The sequence below is a fragment of the Pseudomonas sp. GW460-12-10-14-TSB1 genome (assembly GCF_017349775.1).
Taxonomy (GTDB): Bacteria; Pseudomonadota; Gammaproteobacteria; order Pseudomonadales; family Pseudomonadaceae; genus Aquipseudomonas; species Aquipseudomonas piscium.
This window is the reverse complement of the sequence record NZ_JACNAC010000035.1, coordinates 14,744-31,475: the sequence shown is the minus strand read 5'-3', so window position 1 is coordinate 31,475 and position 16,732 is coordinate 14,744. Positions and strand designations below refer to the sequence as shown.

Sequence of the window (16,732 nt, the reverse complement as noted above, 5' to 3'; positions counted from 1 at the left end):
TGCGCGGGCCGGCCAAACCGGCCTTTTTTCAACTCACTAAAGAAGCCAATGGACACAGTATCTAGACGCTGTCTGGTCGATGCGCTTGCGCAGGGCTGGGCACTTAACCCAGAAAATGACGGGACTCGACTTTTCGGTCGGGTGAGCTGCGCTAGAGCTTGACGCTCCTTCGTAACTTGCCTTCACCGGAGCCAGTCCGGTCGCGAGGCAACTGTTATGAACTTCAAATCCACTGTAATGCCCGGCGTACGCGCCTTCGCATCGACCATGCGGGTCAAGCCCTGCGCTGAGCGCGCTGGCGTTTCCCGGGTCGCCACCCTGTATTCCACCCCCTCCTCGCAAACCCGGCCGCGGGCCAACTGGCGCGTCTGCCCGGTCACCTGCCGGCTCCAGCAACGCTGGAGCTTCGACGATAGCCAGGACCCACAGAGTCGGAGCCTGGCCGGCCTCCTGATGCAGGCCGGCCTGCTGCTGAGCCTGTCCCGGGACTCGCACTTCTAGTTCAATCGAAGGCACTTTCAAGTCCTTCCAGAACGTTTTCCTGAATAAGGAATTCGGCAACTTCCTATTGCCTGCTTAAAACTAAAAGTTGGTGGTAATTGTTATGGACGAAGCCAGTAGTAGGTTCGTCGTCTATTCATGCTCATTGAATAGGCGGCGAACGTTAAAACCAATAAAACGCAACTACCTGAATCGATCGCTTACTTGCGGCTCGACATACGTTCGCTCGTCTTTGAATAGGTGAGTGGTCTGTGTGTCGTGCCGCAAGCCTGCGGCAGGAGCACACGTAATGACTACGGTAAAAACCCGCACCTCCTCCTCGCAAAACCCCACCCGCGACGACACCCGGCTGTCGATGCGTGCCGCCCGCGAAGCGCAGAACAGCCTTGGCGTGACCCTGGACAACGTCAAGTCGAACGCCAACGGCCTGACCGAACTCGACGCCGAAGGCCGCCTGCAGCGCGACGGCTTCAACGAGGTGGCCCACGACCGGCCGCCCCATGCCCTGGTGCAATTGCTGCAAGCCTTCAACAACCCGTTCATCTATGTGCTGATGACCCTGACCGGCATCAGCTTCTTCACCGACTTCTGGCTGCCCCTGCAGGCCGGCGAGGAAACCGACCTGACCGGGGTGATCATCGTCCTGGTCATGGTCCTGGCCAGCGGCCTGATGCGTTTCTGGCAGGAGTACCGCTCGGCCAAGGCCGCCGAGGCGCTCAAGGCCATGGTGCGGACCACCGCCACCGTGCTGCGCCGCGAGCAGATGGGCATGAAGGCCGCGCTGCGCGAAGTGCCGATGCGCGACCTGGTGGTCGGCGACATCGTGCAGCTGTCCGCCGGCGACATGATCCCCGCCGATATCCGCCTGATCGAATCCCGCGACCTGTTCATCAGCCAGGCGGTGCTGACCGGCGAGGCGCTGCCGGTGGAGAAGTACGACACCCTGGGCGCGGTGCAGGAGAAATCCGCCCACCGCACAGCTGCTGCCGACCAGCAGGACCTGCTCGACCTACCGAACATCTGCTTCATGGGCACCAACGTGGTCAGCGGCACCGCCACCGCGGTGGTGGTGGCCACCGGGTCGCGCACCTACTTCGGTTCCCTGGCGCGCTCCATCGTCGGCTCGCGGACCCAGACCGCCTTCGACCGCGGGGTGAACAGCGTCAGCTGGCTGCTGATCCGCTTCATGCTGGTGATGGTGCCGGTGGTGCTGCTGATCAACGGCTTCACCAAGGGTGACTGGGCCGAGGCCTTCATGTTCGCCCTGGCGGTGGCCGTCGGCCTGACCCCGGAAATGCTGCCGATGATCGTCAGCGCCAACCTGGCCAAGGGCGCCGCGGCCATGGCCAAGCGCAAGGTGGTGGTCAAGCGCCTCAATGCGATCCAGAACTTCGGCGCCATGGACGTGCTGTGCACCGACAAGACCGGCACCCTGACCCAGGATCGGATCATCCTCGAGCACCACGTCGACATCAGTGGCAGCCGCTGCGACCAGGTGCTGCAACTGGCCTGGCTGAACAGCTACCACCAGAGCGGCATGAAGAACCTGATGGACCGCGCGGTGGTGAGCTACGCCGAAAACAACCCGAAGTTCAGCGCGCCCGATGCCTGGAGCAAGGTCGATGAACTGCCGTTCGACTTCGTCCGCCGGCGCCTCTCGGTGATCCTCGCCGACGACAGCGGCCATCACCTGCTGGTGTGCAAGGGCGCGGTCGAGGAAATGCTCGACACCGCCACCCGGGTACGCCAGGACGGCGTCACCCTGAACCTCGACGCCGGGCGCCGGGCGGCGCTGCTGGAGCTGGCCGAGGAATACAACCGTGACGGCTTCCGCGTGCTGCTGGTCGGCACCCGCGACCTGGCGCCGGGGCAAACCCGCCAGCAGTACAGCGCCAGCGACGAACGCGAGCTGATCATCGAAGGCTTCCTGACCTTCCTCGATCCGCCCAAGGAAACCGCCGGCCCGGCCATCGCCGCCCTGCGCGAGAACGGTGTGACGGTGAAGGTGCTGACCGGCGACAACCCGATCGTCACCGCGAAGATCTGCCGCGAGGTCGGCCTGGAAGTCGGCGAGCCGCTGCTCGGGCGCGATATCGAGCGCATGGACGACGCGCTGCTCGCGCGCCTGGTGGAAGAACGCACGGTGTTCGCCAAGCTCACCCCGCTGCAGAAATCCCGGGTGCTCAAGGCCCTGCAGGCCAACGGCCACACCGTGGGCTTCCTTGGCGACGGGATCAACGACGCCCCGGCGCTGCGCGACGCCGACGTCGGTATCTCGGTGGACAGCGGCACCGACATCGCCAAGGAATCGGCGGACATCATCCTCCTGGAAAAGAGCCTGATGGTCCTGGAAGAAGGCGTGATCAAGGGCCGCGAGACCTTCGGCAACATCATGAAGTACCTGAACATGACCGCCAGCTCCAACTTCGGCAACGTGTTCTCGGTGCTGGTGGCCAGTGCGTTCATCCCGTTCCTGCCAATGCTGGCGATCCACCTGCTGCTGCAGAACCTGATGTACGACATCTCCCAGCTGTCGCTGCCGTGGGACAAGATGGACAAGGAGTTCCTGCGCAAGCCGCGCAAGTGGGACGCCAAGAACATCGGGCGCTTCATGCTGTGGATCGGGCCGACCTCGTCGATCTTCGACATCACCACCTACGCCCTGATGTGGTTCGTGTTCGCCGCCAACAGCGTGGAAATGGCCGCCCTGTTCCAGTCCGGCTGGTTCATCGAAGGCCTGCTCTCGCAAACCCTGGTGGTGCACATGCTGCGGACCCAGAAGATCCCGTTCATCCAGAGCACCGCGGCGCTGCCGGTGATGCTGATGACCGGCCTGGTGATGGCCCTGGGTATCTACGTGCCGTTCTCGCCGCTGGGTGAAATGGTCGGCCTGGTACCGCTGCCGTGGGAATACTTCCCTTGGCTGGTCGGCACCCTGCTGTGCTACTGCGTCGTCGCCCAGACCATGAAGACCCTCTACATCCGTCGCTTCAAGCAATGGTTCTGAGGAACTGAGCCGGGACCGCGTCATCGGTTGGAGCTGGCTTGCCAGCGCTCAGCGATGACGCGGTACTTCTGATGACCGGCGGCGCCTTCATCGCGGGCAAGTCGGATCGCCGCCCGCTCGCTCCTACGGGGGTTGGCGTCGCATGCGACCCGGAGAACAACCATGAAACCAATCACCGAGCTGCTGGCCCGCAGCGAGCGCACCTTGCGCGCCCTGCTGGTGAGCACCCTGGAAGGCATCGCCGCCCTGATCACCCTGGTCGGCATCCGCCTGTATGCCAGAAGCCTGTTGAGCCGCGCTGCCATTCGCCTGCTGCTGGGCCTTGCCAGCGCCATTCATCGCCGCTGCATCCGCCTGCTGCGATCCGCCAAGCCATGAAACACACAAGGGAGAGTCCTCATGTCGGGAACTACTCTGCTGATCAACCTCGCCGGCTCCATCGCCCTGCTGCTATGGGGCACCCAGATGATTTCCTCGGCGCTGCTGCGCGGCTTCGGCACCCAGTTGCGCCAGTGGCTGGGGCAGCACCTGAACAACCGCTGGATGGCCCTGCTGTCCGGCATCGCCATCACCGGGGTCCTGCAAAGCAGCACCGCGGTGAGCCTGATGGCCAGCTCCTTTACCGCCACCGGCACCCTGGGCCTGGCCCCCGCGCTGGCGGTGATGCTCGGGGCCAACATCGGCTCGACCCTGGTGGTGCAACTGCTCAGCGTCGATATCTCGATCCTCACGCCGCTGGTGCTGCTGGCGGGCTTTATCGTGTTCCGCCTGCGCGACGACTCGCGCTTTGAAAGCCTCGGCTGCGCGCTGATCGGCCTGGGGCTGATGCTGCTGGCCCTGCGCATGCTCGGCAGCACCCTGGGCGAAGTGGAAGGCACGCCGGTGTTCGCCGCGCTGATGCGTGGCCTCGACGGCGACCTGCTGATCGCCCTGCTGGCGGCGGCGCTGCTGACCTGGCTGTGCCATTCCAGCGTCGCCGTGGTGCTGCTGGTGGCGTCCCTGGCCGCCACCGGGCTGCTGTCCTCGGTGACCGCCATGGCCCTGGTGCTGGGAATCAATATCGGCGGCGCCCTGCCGTCGCTGCTCAACGCCGACTCCAGCGTCGCCCGGCGCCTGCCCCTGGGCAATCTGCTGGTGCGCCTGTGCGGTGCCGTCGCGCTGCTGCCGTGCCTGCCCTGGATCGCCCAGAGCGCGCCGGTCGCCGCCCTGGATGCCAGCCTGCAGGTGGTCTACCTGCACAGCCTGTTCAACCTGGTGCTGGCCCTGCTGTTCATTGGCCTGACCGGCCCCATGGCAACCTTGCTCAACCGTCTGCTGCCGGAGCCGCCGCGCGACGTCGACCCGGGCATGCCCCACTACCTGGACGAAGCCGGCCTGGCGGTGGCCAATATCGGCCTGTCCAACGCCGCCCGCGAGGCCCTGCGCCTGGCCGACATGCTGTCGCTGATGCTCGACCGGGTGCTGCGCCTGTTCCAGGCCTCGACCCCGGCCGGCGCCGATGAAGTGCGGCGCATCGACCAGTCGCTGGACCTGCTCAGCGCGGCGATCCGCGCCTACCTGGCGGATATCGGCCAGGACGGCATCAGCGACCAGGACGCCGACCGCGCCCAGGAGATCCTGCTGTTCGTGATCAACCTGGAACACGCCGGCGACATCCTCTCCAGCAGCCTGACCCAACTGGCGGCGCGCCGGCTGCGGCGTGGCGAGCAGTTCTCGGTGTTCGAGCTGGACTGCATCGAGCCTCTGCACCAGGCCGTGGTGGACAGCCTGAGCCTGGCGATCACGGTGTTCCTGCGCGAAGACCTGGCCAACGCCCACCAATTGGTGAACCGCAAGGAACTGGTCAGGAGGCTGGAAGCCGACGCCAGCCGCGAACACTTTCGCAGCCTGCGCGAAGACCGCACGGCCTGGGCCGAGTCCGGCGACATTTTCCAGCGGGTGCTGCGCGACTACCGGCGCGTGCACCACCACATCGCGGCCCTGGCCTATCCGGCGCTGGAACGGGCCGGCGAGCGCGACCTGGATAACGCCGAACTGGGCGACGTGCTGCTGGACAACCCGTTGAGCATCAACCCGACGGCGCAGGAGCGCGCACGATGCGCGTCCTGATCTGCGCGGGGCGCCATTACGCCGACGTCCAGCTGTGCCGGCGGGTGCTCGACGCCTTTCAGCGCCTGCATGAAGTGCAGGTGCTGATCCACGGCGGCAGCCAGTTCCTCGGCGCGGAGATAGAAGACTGGGGCCGGGAAATCGGCGCCGACATCGTGCGTTACCCGGCCAACTGGCAGCTGCACGGCAAGCTCGCCGAACGCCTGCGCAACGCCTTCATGCTGCGCGACAGCCGGCCCGACCTGGTCATCGCCCTGCCCGGCGGCGACGACACCGAAGAGCTGGTGGCCCTGGCCAGGGCCGCCGGCATCCAGACCCTGTCAGTGAGCGACTGGCAATGACCCTTTTCCCCACTCGACCACGGAGCGGCCCGCACAGCGCGACCGCTTCCCATGCCTTAGCGAGAACCGCCATGTCCAAATACACCCCTTCCCGCCACAACCGCTTCGCCAGCCTGACCCGCGACCTGCCCCCGGCGAAACGGCGCATGCTGCGGCGTAACCTGATGTTCGTCACCATCACCCTGAGCCTGATCGGCCTGCTGACCCTGGTCGCCAAGGCCAACGCCGCGGGCGGCGCCTATGTGGTGGACGACGGCGCGATCAACGCCCCGGGGGAATGCAACCTGGATATCTGGTACCAGAGCCTGCGCCACCAGGGTTCCAACCATGGCGCGGTGTTTTCCCCGGCCTGCACCTTCGCCGGTCTGCCCTGGTTGCAGGTGGGCGCCGCCATCGAGCGCAGCCGCGAGGACGGCCACGGCGAAACCCAACTGAGCCCGCAGCTCAAGGCGCAACTGTGGAACCGCGAAGACCTGGGCCTGCAACTGGCGCTGGCGACGTCCGCGCATTTCGCCCTCAACCGCGGCCATGGGTTCGACGGTGGCGACATCAGCCTGCCCCTGACCTACCAGCCCCTGGAAAGCCTGCGCCTGAACTTCAACGCCGGCTGGGCCCACGCCTATGACGATGGCCAGCAGAACCATCACTGGACCTGGGGCAGTGGCTTCGAATACGACCTGGGCGAACGCCTGACCCTGGTCGCCGAACGTTACGGCCAGCGCGGCGGCGAACAGGCCTGGCAAGCCGGGCCACGGCTGCATCTGGGAGCGAACCTGGACCTCGACCTGGTGCTGGGCGGCCAGTTGAACGAAGGCCGCGACCGCTGGCTGACCAGTGGCGCGACCTTGAGGTTCTAGAGGCTTCTGTAGAAACGGCCGGTCGACGCTTGATGGCCGGCGATTGGAGCGGCACGGTGTGCCTGACACACTGCCTCGCGCACAAGCTGCTCGAAGACATCTTCTGTAGGAGCGAAGCTTGCTCGCGAGGCGGTGTGTCAGACATTCCGCAGCGTGTCTATCGCCAGCAAGCTTGGCTCCTACAGAAGCAGGACGCCGCTCTGTCAGGTCAATGCAGCTTCAACGGATATCGCTGCGCCGATACAGGCTCAGGCCCACCGCCAGGACCGCGAGCATGCCGGCGCAGCTACGGTTGATCCACAGCATCACCCGCGCGGAGAAGGTGCGCATGGCATAGCGCCCGCCAAAGGCGTAGGTCGCCATCATCACGCAATTGATCGCCGTGCTGACCAGCGCCAGGATCAGGTACTGCTGCGCCACCGGCTCGTCGGGGCGCACGAACTGCGGCAGGAAGGCCGAAAAAAACAGCAGCCCCTTGGGGTTCGACAACCCCACCAGCAACGACCGCACAAACGCCCCGCGCCCGCTGCTGGCACTGCCGCCTGTCTGCGTGGCCAGAGCCTGGGTCGGTGCCTTCCACAGCACCCACGCCAGGTACAGCAGGTACGCGGCACCGCCCCATTTGACCAGGGAGAACAACTGCTCGGAGGCTTGCAGTAACGCACCCAGGCCGCAGCCCACCGCACCGATCAGCAGCAGGTCGGACAGCATCGCGCCAGCCATGCCGCAACCGGCGATGCGCATACCATGGGTGGCACCGTTATTGAGAGCCAGCAGCATCGACGGCCCCGGGGTCATCATCACCGCGCTGACGGTGACGACGTACAGAAACAATGTGGTGGCGTCCATCCGAACCCTCCGTAAAACCACAGACACGACAGGTCGGCCAGCATACACCAGGCGCGTTCAGCCCGGCAGCGACGCGCCCCAGTCCGCTACCTGGCGGGCGCTGATGCTGACGCCGCCGCACACCACGATCACCACGTCCCGCGCTGCGGCGATGGCCGGGTGATCGAGGTAGGCCACCGCCAGCGAGACGCCGCAGGCTGGCTCCACCAATTGCCGCAGGTCGTCGGCATAACGCACCACGCCGAGGATCGCCTCGGCATCCGACAACACCAGCGACTGGTAGGTAAACCGCTGGATCTGCTGCAACGGCCAGGCCGCTACCCGGGCCGCCCCCAGGGAACTGGCGACAGTCTCGATCTTCGCCAGCTTGACCGGGTAGCCGGCCGCCAACCCCGCCGCGAAGGAGGCGCTGCCCTCGGTTTCGCAGGCAACGATCAGGCAGTCGTGACGATGGTGGCGCAACAAGCCGGTGAGGATGCCGGCCAACAAGCCGCCACCGCCCACCGACACGACAATCGCATCGACCTGCGGACAGTCTTCGAGGATTTCATCGACCATGCTGCTGTGCCCTTGCCACAGCACCGGGTGGTCGAAGGCCGGCACGTATTCGCTGTCGGCGTCGCTGCTCAGTTGCAGCGCGCGCTCGTTGGCCTGGTCCCAGACCTTGCCGTGCACCAGCACCTCGGCGCCGGTCCGGGCGATGCGCTCGCGGGTGGTTTGCGGGGTGGTCTGCGGGACCACGATGCAGGCTTGCAGGCCGAGGCTGGCCGCCGCCATCGCCGTGGCCAGCCCGGCATTGCCACCGGAGGGACAGACCACGCAGCGCTTGCCCTGCTGCGCGGCCTGGGCACAGAGCAGGCCCAGGCCGCGCATCTTGAACGAGCCGCTAGGTTGCAGGTTTTCCAGCTTGAGCCAGATGCGCCGGGTGGCCGTGGACAACCCGGGATGCAGGATCAGGGGGGTGCGGATATGCAGCATCATGGGCTCCTTGGAAGAAGACGGGTGTCTTGCAACCATAGATGCTCAGGCCGGCCTATGCCGCCTCCCCCGGCCGCTCGCCGGTCAGCGAATCGGCGGTACGCGAATGTCGCCGCTGCGGCACTGGGTGCGCACGCCCTTGCCACAGGCACCGAAGCCCAGGTTCTTGTCCAGGCAGACCCGCACTTCGGAGAGTTCCGGGCCGCTGCACAACACCGCTACGCCCTTGTCCGGAATCCCCGGGTTGGCCTGGCGAAACAACTGCTCGATCTCCCGGGCCTCGAAGTAATGCACGGTGGTCGAAGGTTCCAGCACCTCAGGAATCTTCACCTTGCCCAGGGCCTGGTCGGAGCTCTCCAGGTAACCCATGGCGCCCAGGCCGCTGCAGGTGCCGTGCTTGCTCCATTCATGCTCCATGAGCTTGGCCGTCGGGAACATAGTCAGGCCCTTGGCCCGCTCTTCGGCAGTCAGCTGGGTCAAGGGCGGGCAGGATTCCGGCCAGCCACCCTTGGCGTATTGCGGCCACAGGCCATGCAGGACAAAACCGTAGCCCTTGCCGGAGCACTGCTCGTTTTCCGGATGGGTCAGGCAAAAGGTCGGCGACCAGGACAGCGACAGCAGGTAGTAGTCGAACACCCCGGCGACCGAGTCGCGCTGCTGCCGCGCCTCCCGTGCCTGGCTGACACCGACGGTGCAGATCATCAGCGCGGCCAGTGCCGCGGTTGCAAAAAGTTTTCTCATTGACCCTCTCCTTGGGATGGGCGGTTGGTGGACAGCCCGGTAGTGATCTGACCGGAATCGGCCAGACACCTTTCTTGGCACGGGGCTGTTGCAGGAAGATGACAGGCCGCCTCCCCCGCGGGAGAAGCTGGCCGATGCTAACGAAGCGTTGTAGCAGACAGATCGGGTTGTCGCCATTACCGACAGATGGCCAACCAAACATGGGATGCAGCTTCCGTAGGAGCGAAGCTTGCTCGCGAGGCGTCGTGTCAGGCACACCGTATCGCTCCAATCGCCGGCAATCGAGCGTCGACCGGCCGCTCCTACAGAAGCAGCTGCGGGCGAACGATAAATAACGACCATCGGCAGCAAGTGCGCAAGATCGTTCAAGCCATTCCCGTCGCGGGCTGGCACAGTCGGTTTCCGTTCCTTGGTTGCAGGCTGTCATGTCCAGCGTTCTTCTTCCCCGTACCGCGTTCCTGCGCGGCGCCGTTGCCATCATGCCGCTGTCCCTGGCCACCGCGCCCTGGGGCCTGCTGGCGGGTTCCATGGCCATCGAGGCCAATCTTACGCCCCTGCAAGGCCAGGGCTTGTCGAGCATCGTCTTCGCCGGCGCCGCGCAGCTGGTGGCGATCGGCATGCTCAAGGGCGGCGCGGGGATCTTCTCGATCCTGCTCACCACCCTGCTGCTGACCTCCCAGCACCTGCTGTACGGCATGAGCCTGCGCTCGGTGATTTCGCCGCTGCCGGGGCGCTGGCGGGTCGGCCTGGGCTTCCTGCTCACCGATGAGCTGTTCGCCCTCACCAGCCAGCACGACAAACAGCAGTTCGACCGCTGGTACGCCCTCGGCGTGGGCCTGACGTTCTACATCGCCTGGAACCTGTTCACCCTGGCGGGCATCGTCCTCGGCCGCGCCATCCCCGGGCTCGAGCACCTGGGGCTGGACTTCTCCATCGCCGCGACCTTTATCGCCCTGATCACGCCGCTGGTGCGCAACGTACCGACTGTGGTCTGCGTGGCGGTGTCACTGTTCTGCTCGGTGCTGCTGAGCTACTGGCAATGGGGCTCGGCCCTCGTGCTGTCGGGCCTGATGGGCATGACCGCGGGTTTTCTCTGCAACAAGTTCTACCGGGAGCGCACATGATGGTCTGGGCAGTGATTTTCGGCATGGGGTTGCTGGTGTTTCTCAACCGCTATGTGTTTCTCGAACCGCGCCTGCCGGTGCGCCTGAGCAGCAACGCCCGGCAGTTCCTCGGGTTCGCCGTACCGGGCATGCTCACGGCGATCTGCGGACCGATCGTGTTCATGCCCGAGCACCAGCTGAACCTGGCCTACGACAACCCGTACCTGATCAGCTCGCTGGTGGCCATCGTCCTGGTGATCTACACCCGCAACACCCTGGTCAGCATGCTGCTGAGCATGGCGTTCTTTTTCCTGCTGCGGTGGTGGTTGTAGGAGCTGGCTTGTCGGCGATCGGGGCTGCGCGGGGCGTCAGGCAGGACGCCTCGCGAGCAAGCTTCGCTCCTACAGGTTCGGGGTTTGCCGCGAATCCGGCATACGCCGCAAACCTGTAGGAGCCAGGCTTGCCGGCGATTGGGGGCAACGCGGTGTCACTGACTCACCGCCCCGCAAATCCCCGACCGGCAACCCTGCCCCTCACGACGCCTTGGCCTCCCGCAACAACTGCTGGATCACCTGCTCCTGCGCCTCATAACTCCCCTCGCCAAAGTGGCTGTAGCGCACCTGCCCGCGGGCGTCGATAAAGTAGTGGGCCGGCCAGTACTGGTTGTCGAAGGCGCGCCAGATCGCGTAGTCGTTGTCGATGGCCACCGGGTAGCCGATATCCAGCTTGCGCACCTGGGCCTTGACGTTGTCGATGACCTTTTCGAAGGCGTACTCCGGGGTGTGCACGCCGATCACCACCAGCCCGTCCTTGGCGTACTTTTTCGCCCAGGCATTCACATAGGGCAGGCTGTGCTGGCAGTTGATGCAGTCGTAGGTCCAGAAATCCACCAGCACCACCTTGCCGCGCAGGGCTTCGGCGTCCAGCGGCGGCGAGTTCAGCCATTGCACCGCGCCATTCAGCGAAGGCATCGGGCCTTTGCTCGGCAGCGTCTCGACGGGCGCCGCGCCGGCCTTGTCGATCAGGTAGTCCAGGGCCTTGGGCACAGCCTTCAGCAGGCCCTGCTCGAGGGCCGCACCGCCTTGAGATGAAGTGCTGGCCAACAGGCGGTCGTCCACCCCGCTGCCGATCGCCACGACCGCCAGCAACACCAAGTAACCGGCGGCGCGGCGCAACCAGGCGGTGGCCGGCAGGGACGGCTTGAGCCGGTTGACCAGCCCTCTTCCAGCGAAGATCAGCAGCCCCAGGGACAAGGCACTGCCCAGGCCGTAGGCCAGCAGCAACAGGCTGGTCTGAGCGCTGGCCCCTTGCAGCATGGCGCCGGTCAGGATCACCCCGAGAATCGGCCCGGCACAGGGCGCCCAGAGCAAGCCGGTGGCCACCCCGAGCAACAGCGCCGCCAGCGGCCCGGAAAGCTTGCGCGCCCGGTCGAGGCGCAGGCCATCCAGGCGGTTGCCCAGGCTGACCCAGGGCCGCGCCAGCCAGTTGCCGAAGCGGGTGAAGATCAACGACAAGGCGAACAGCCCCAGCACGATCAGCGCCAGCTGGCGCCCGATGCCGTTGGCCTGGACGATCCAGTCGCTGCTGACCACCGCCAGGCTCGACACCAGGGCAAAGGTCAGCGCCATGCCGCCGAGGGTCAGCAGCACCGAGCCGCGCGAGCGGTCGGCCCGGGCGAACAGGAACGGCACCACCGGAAGGATGCAGGGGCTGAGGATGGTCAGAACCCCGCCGAGAAACGCAATGAGCAACATGGCATCACCTGTGATAGGTCAATGTCCGCCGCCATCGGCGGCGGGCGTATTCAAGGGTGGCAGGCCGGGTTCAGGCCGGGTTGTCGGCGCGCATCCCTTGCGGGGTGCGCTCGTAGCCGCCTTCGGCTAGCCAGTTGTGCGGATGCAAGGTGCAGGCCTTCAAGGTGGCAGATTTCAAGGGGCTGGCACTTGAGAGCGGGCTGAGCTGGAAGCAGGTCGAGCAGGATGAGTCGGCGGCGCTGGCATCCACGGCCACGCCGGCCAGGGCCAAGGTCAGGGACAGCAGGCAGGTTTTCAGGGTGTTCATGGACAGGTCCTCATGGCGAACAGGGTGATATGACAAGTGAGTGGGTTCAGTTGCCGTCGTTACAGTTGTTGGCGAACTTGCGGTAATCCAGGGCCTGGATGCGCCCCTGGGAATCGAGGTAGGTCATGCGCGCATTGACCACGCCGCAGCTCGGCTCGGCGTCTTCGCTCATCGACAGGACTTTCTGGATATCCAACTCGGTGCCATAGCTGTAGGTCTGGGCCTGCACGGTGCTTTCGGCGCGGGCCGACAGGGTGCAGATATTCAGGGCGGCGAACAGGCAGGCGGCGTAGAGGGCGGTGCGTTTCATGATGCTTTCCTCGGGCGACAATGGGTTTTGGCTGCGAGGCGAGTGGCTGTGCCTCGATGGCGCCCATTGAATGCGCGGGAGGTATCGCGCTTGTGTCGGCAAACCGCCCTTGCGGTCTCCCTGCGTATCCACGCCGCCGGGGGATACAGAGCGATACAAAGGCGCCGGAAAAACCTTGTTTTGCATCGCCGTGTGTTCAACAAGGCGCCAGATACACTGCAATACAAAGGCCCGCAGGCAAGGCCGGCCGGGCCCTATAAACTAGGCAGCACGACCCTATACAGAGGCAGCCCCATGGATCATGTCGATCACGTATTGATAGTCGATGACGACCGCGAGATCAGAGAGCTGGTAGGCAACTACCTGAAAAAGAACGGCCTGCGCACCACGGTAGTGGCTGACGGACGGCAGATGCGCAGCTTCCTGGAAACCACCCCGGTGGACCTGATCGTGCTCGACATCATGCTGCCCGGCGACGATGGCCTGCTGCTGTGCCGCGAGCTGCGCGCCGGCAAGCACAAGGCCACGCCGGTGCTGATGCTCACCGCGCGCAACGACGAGACCGACCGCATCATCGGCCTGGAGATGGGCGCCGACGATTACCTGGTCAAGCCCTTCGCCGCCCGCGAGCTGCTGGCGCGGATCAATGCCGTGCTGCGGCGCACGCGCATGCTGCCGCCGAACCTGGTGGTCACCGAGAGCGGCCGCCTGCTGGGCTTCGGCCGCTGGCGCCTGGACACCACCGCGCGCCACCTGCTGGACCAGGACGGCACCCTGGTGGCCCTGAGCGGCGCCGAATACCGCTTGCTGCGGGTGTTCCTCGACCACCCGCAACGGGTGCTCAACCGCGACCAGTTGCTCAACCTGACCCAGGGCCGCGACGCCGACCTGTTCGACCGCTCCATCGACCTGCTGGTCAGCCGCCTGCGCCAGCGCCTGCTGGACGACGCCCGCGAACCGGCCTACATCAAGACCGTGCGCAGCGAGGGCTATGTGTTCTCGCTGCCGGTGGAGATCCTCGAGGCCGCGTCATGAAGCTGGCGCTGCACTGGCCGCGCACCCTCGCCTCGCGGCTGTCGCTGATTTTCCTGATCGGCCTGGCGCTGGCCCAGGGCCTGTCGTTCGCCGCGCAATCCTACGAGCGCTACCAGAGCGCCAAGATGACCATGCTCGGCAACCTGGAGAGCGACGTCTCGACCTCCATCGCCATCCTCGACCGCCTGCCCGCCGCCGAACGCCCCGCCTGGCTGCAACGTCTGCAACGGCGCAACTATGGCTACCTGCTCAGCGCCGGCGAACCCGGCCAGCCCCTGGACGGCGAGGATGTACCGGTCTCGGTGTACTCGATCAAGAACGCCCTCGGCCGCGACTACGACCTGGCATTCAACAACATTCCCGGACCGCGCCAGCACTACCAGGCCCACCTGCGACTGGCCGACGGCAGCCCGGTGACCATCGACGTGCGCCCGGCGCTGATGCCGATGTCGCCCTGGTTGCCGGCGGTGCTGCTGGGGCAGTTGCTGGTGTTGATCCTCTGCGCCTGGCTGGCGGTGCGCATCACCGTGCGCCCGCTGACCCGGCTGGCCCAGGCGGTGGACAGCCTCGACCCCAACACCCACGGCGTGCACCTGGACGAAAAAGGCCCGCTCGAAGTGGTGCACGCGGCCAAGGCCTTCAATGCCCTGCAGGCGCGGATCGGCGCCTACCTCAAGGAGCGCATGCAACTGCTGGCGGCGATCTCCCACGACCTGCAGACGCCGATCACCCGCATGAAGCTGCGCGCCGAGTTCATGGACGACTCCGCCGAGAAGGACAAGCTGTGGAACGACCTGAGTGAAATGGAACACCTGGTGCGCGAGGGCGTGGCCTATGCCCGCAGCATCCATGGCGCCACCGAGGCCAGTTGCCGCATCGACCTGGATGCCTTTCTCGACAGCCTGGTGTTCGACTACCAGGACACCGGCCAGGACGTCGAGCTGGCGGGCAAGAACGGCGCGCTGATCGACACCCGCCCCCACGCCCTGCGCCGGGTCCTGGTGAACCTGGTGGACAACGCGCTGAAGTTCTCTGGCGCGGCGCGGATCGAGGTCCAGGCCCAAGCCGGCGAGCGCCTGTCGGTCAAGGTCCTGGACCGTGGCCCGGGGATCAGCGAAGAGCAGTTGGCGGAAGTGCTCAAGCCGTTCTATCGGGTGGAAAGCTCGCGCAACCGCGACACCGGCGGCACCGGCCTGGGCCTGGCCATCGCCCAGCAACTGGCGGTGGCCCTGGGCGGTTCGCTGCGCCTGAGCAATCGCGAAGGGGGCGGCCTGTGCGCCGAACTGATCCTGGTCAGCGGCAACCAGGCCAGTCTCTGAAGGCTTTGCTACACAGGCATACATAACCGCCCTTTGCCGACACAGCCGATATACACGGCCTTGCAAGACTCCTGGGACGCGCCGCGACAGCGGCGCCCAACCTCAAGGAGCCTCTCATGCCCACTCAATCCCTCCCTTTGCGTTTCCACGGCTGGCGGCTGTTCAGCCTGCTGGCCGCCGTCGTGCTGCTGATGACCGCGCTGATCCTGCTGCTCGAGCCGGACCTGGTCGAGGCCACCCGCAGCGCCATCCGCGCCACCGCGCGCTCGTCCTTCGTGCTGTTTCTGCTGGCCTTCACTGCTTCGGCATTCGCCGTGCTGCTGCCCTCGCTGCTGGGCCAGGCGCTGGTGCGCGAGCGCCGTTTCATCGGCCTGGCGTTCGCCTTCTCGCACCTGGTGCACGCGCTGCTGATCTACAGCTACGGGCAACTGAACCCGGAGTTCTGGCCCGGCCGCAGCACCCTGGGCAACCTGCCCGGGTCCGTGGGTTACCTGTTTATCCTGCTGCTGACCCTGACCTCGTTCAAAGGCCCGGCGTCGCTGCTCAGCCGTACCGCCTGGAAACGCCTGCACACCAGCGGCATGTGGGTGATAGCCACGATATTCGCTTTCTCCAATTTCAAACGCATCCCCTTAAGCGCCTGGTACCTGCTGCCCTTCGCCATCACCTGCTCGGCCATGACGATCAACCTGCTGGGCAAGCTGGCCCAGGCCAACAAACGCCGGCAACGCCAGGCCCTGAGCCCGCGCTGAACTCAACCGCGCCGCCCTGTAGCCGCTGCCGCAGGCTGCGATCGACGCCGCAGGCGGCGCTGCTTTTGCGATATTCCCCTAACAGGAGATCCCCCCATGATCCTCACGCTTTCATCCACCCTCGATGGGCTGCAACGCCACCTCAACCGCGTCTCCCCCTGGGTCGCGCTCCTCAGCCTGCGCCTGTTGCTGGCCTGGGAGTTTTTCGAATCGGGCCTGGAAAAATGGCAGGGTGAAAACTGGTTCCAGGAGATCCAGTCCGCCTTCCCGTTTCCCTTCGACCAGCTGCCGGCGAGCCTGAACTGGCAGCTGTCGATGTGGGCCGAACTGCTGTGCGCCCTGGCGCTGCTGCTGGGCCTGGGCACCCGCTTCGCCGCGCTGGTGCTGATGGTGGTCACGGTGGTCGCCACCGCCGCCGTGCACTGGCCGGCCGACTGGTCGAGCCTCAGCGAACTGGCCCAGGGTTACGCCATCAGCAACAAGGGCCACGGCAACTTCAAGCTGCCAGTGATCTACCTCGCAGCGCTGCTGCCGCTGCTGTTCCAGGGCCCGGGCAAGCTCAGCCTGGATGCGTTGATCGGGCGCCTGCGTCACGGGCGCTGATGCCTCGGGGCAAAAAAAGCCGCAGCGTGAGCTGCGGCTTTGGTGTTTCCGGGGGAAGGTGATGACGAGCACATCGCGATGACCTGTAGCCGCTGGCGCAGCCTGCGATCGGCGGCGCAGCCGTCGTAAAACCGGCTATCCCGTTCGATCTGATACACCGCGTTGT

Annotated in this window: 18 protein-coding genes; 12 read left to right on the top strand and 6 right to left on the bottom strand. The window is 65.7% G+C overall.

Going from position 1 to position 16,732, the window contains the following annotated elements:
• Positions 1 to 216: 216 nt before the first annotated feature.
• The 6 genes from J4D52_RS19620 to J4D52_RS19595 all read left to right on the top strand — a co-directional run bounded on the left by J4D52_RS19620 (position 217) and on the right by J4D52_RS19595 (position 6,815).
• Complete coding sequence (locus J4D52_RS19620) at positions 217 to 501, top strand: hypothetical protein (protein WP_025809228.1); 285 nt, start codon at positions 217 to 219, stop codon at positions 499 to 501.
• A gap of 289 nt (positions 502 to 790) precedes the next feature.
• A complete protein-coding gene (mgtA, locus tag J4D52_RS19615; protein WP_063430268.1) occupies positions 791 to 3,508 on the top strand; it encodes a magnesium-translocating P-type ATPase in 2,718 nt (905 codons plus the stop codon).
• Positions 3,509 to 3,670: 162 nt separating this feature from the next.
• The gene (locus J4D52_RS19610) at positions 3,671 to 3,886 is read left to right on the top strand and encodes a hypothetical protein (RefSeq protein WP_063430266.1); all 216 of its coding nucleotides are present in this window, start codon (positions 3,671 to 3,673) and stop codon (positions 3,884 to 3,886) included.
• 21 nt (positions 3,887 to 3,907) lie between these two features.
• A complete protein-coding gene (locus tag J4D52_RS19605; RefSeq protein ID WP_063430264.1) occupies positions 3,908 to 5,617 on the top strand; it encodes a Na/Pi cotransporter family protein in 1,710 nt (569 codons plus the stop codon).
• Entirely contained in the window at positions 5,605 to 5,958 is a 354-nt protein-coding gene (locus J4D52_RS19600) for a DUF2493 domain-containing protein (protein ID WP_016704625.1), read from the top strand. The genes J4D52_RS19605 and J4D52_RS19600 overlap by 13 nt, the downstream gene beginning before the upstream one ends.
• Before the next feature lie 71 nt (positions 5,959 to 6,029).
• Positions 6,030 to 6,815, top strand: coding sequence for a hypothetical protein (locus tag J4D52_RS19595; protein ID WP_102677478.1), 786 nt, complete (start codon positions 6,030 to 6,032; stop codon positions 6,813 to 6,815).
• A gap of 219 nt (positions 6,816 to 7,034) precedes the next feature.
• Here J4D52_RS19595 and J4D52_RS19590 read toward each other — a convergent pair whose 3' ends face one another.
• The 3 genes from J4D52_RS19590 to J4D52_RS19580 all read right to left on the bottom strand — a co-directional run bounded on the left by J4D52_RS19590 (position 7,035) and on the right by J4D52_RS19580 (position 9,383).
• On the bottom strand, positions 7,035 to 7,664 hold the full coding sequence (locus tag J4D52_RS19590) for a LysE family translocator (protein ID WP_025809234.1): 630 nt from the start codon (positions 7,662 to 7,664) through the stop codon (positions 7,035 to 7,037).
• A 57-nt stretch (positions 7,665 to 7,721) separates the two neighbouring features.
• Positions 7,722 to 8,642, bottom strand: a complete 921-nt coding sequence (locus J4D52_RS19585; protein ID WP_102677479.1) for a pyridoxal-phosphate dependent enzyme — start codon at positions 8,640 to 8,642, stop codon at positions 7,722 to 7,724.
• Between the two features lie 84 nt (positions 8,643 to 8,726).
• The gene (locus tag J4D52_RS19580; protein ID WP_025809236.1) at positions 8,727 to 9,383 is read right to left on the bottom strand and encodes a ribonuclease T2 family protein; all 657 of its coding nucleotides are present in this window, start codon (positions 9,381 to 9,383) and stop codon (positions 8,727 to 8,729) included.
• Between the two features lie 425 nt (positions 9,384 to 9,808).
• On the opposite strand from J4D52_RS19580, the gene J4D52_RS19575 reads away from it, so the two are divergent.
• Both J4D52_RS19575 and J4D52_RS19570 read left to right on the top strand, forming a co-directional pair.
• Entirely contained in the window at positions 9,809 to 10,507 is a 699-nt protein-coding gene (locus J4D52_RS19575; RefSeq protein ID WP_097303204.1) for an AzlC family ABC transporter permease, read from the top strand.
• Positions 10,507 to 10,818 (top strand): AzlD domain-containing protein, encoded by a 312-nt coding sequence (locus tag J4D52_RS19570; protein WP_009043562.1) that lies wholly within the window; start codon positions 10,507 to 10,509, stop codon positions 10,816 to 10,818. Before J4D52_RS19575 ends, J4D52_RS19570 begins: the two co-directional genes overlap by 1 nt.
• A gap of 201 nt (positions 10,819 to 11,019) precedes the next feature.
• Here the strand turns inward: J4D52_RS19570 and J4D52_RS19565 are convergent, their stop codons facing one another.
• The 3 genes from J4D52_RS19565 to J4D52_RS19555 form a co-directional block, all read right to left on the bottom strand.
• Entirely contained in the window at positions 11,020 to 12,240 is a 1,221-nt protein-coding gene (locus tag J4D52_RS19565; protein ID WP_102677480.1) for a cytochrome c biogenesis protein DipZ, read from the bottom strand.
• A 70-nt stretch (positions 12,241 to 12,310) separates the two neighbouring features.
• Positions 12,311 to 12,547 (bottom strand): hypothetical protein, encoded by a 237-nt coding sequence (locus tag J4D52_RS19560; protein WP_102677481.1) that lies wholly within the window; start codon positions 12,545 to 12,547, stop codon positions 12,311 to 12,313.
• A 46-nt stretch (positions 12,548 to 12,593) separates the two neighbouring features.
• Positions 12,594 to 12,857 (bottom strand): DUF2790 domain-containing protein, encoded by a 264-nt coding sequence (locus J4D52_RS19555; protein WP_063430250.1) that lies wholly within the window; start codon positions 12,855 to 12,857, stop codon positions 12,594 to 12,596.
• Positions 12,858 to 13,151: 294 nt separating this feature from the next.
• Between J4D52_RS19555 and J4D52_RS19550 the strand changes: the two genes are divergently transcribed.
• From J4D52_RS19550 to J4D52_RS19535, 4 genes are all read left to right on the top strand, one after another.
• Positions 13,152 to 13,892 carry a response regulator gene (locus J4D52_RS19550; RefSeq protein WP_023968023.1) on the top strand — a complete coding sequence of 247 codons (741 nt, stop codon included), beginning with the start codon at positions 13,152 to 13,154 and terminating at the stop codon, positions 13,890 to 13,892.
• Positions 13,889 to 15,211 carry an ATP-binding protein gene (locus J4D52_RS19545; protein ID WP_102677482.1) on the top strand — a complete coding sequence of 441 codons (1,323 nt, stop codon included), beginning with the start codon at positions 13,889 to 13,891 and terminating at the stop codon, positions 15,209 to 15,211. Before J4D52_RS19550 ends, J4D52_RS19545 begins: the two co-directional genes overlap by 4 nt.
• 116 nt (positions 15,212 to 15,327) lie before the next feature.
• Positions 15,328 to 15,963 (top strand): hypothetical protein, encoded by a 636-nt coding sequence (locus J4D52_RS19540; RefSeq protein WP_102677483.1) that lies wholly within the window; start codon positions 15,328 to 15,330, stop codon positions 15,961 to 15,963.
• 96 nt (positions 15,964 to 16,059) lie between these two features.
• Entirely contained in the window at positions 16,060 to 16,566 is a 507-nt protein-coding gene (locus J4D52_RS19535; RefSeq protein WP_102677484.1) for a DoxX family protein, read from the top strand.
• The last annotated feature ends 166 nt before the right edge of the window (positions 16,567 to 16,732 follow it).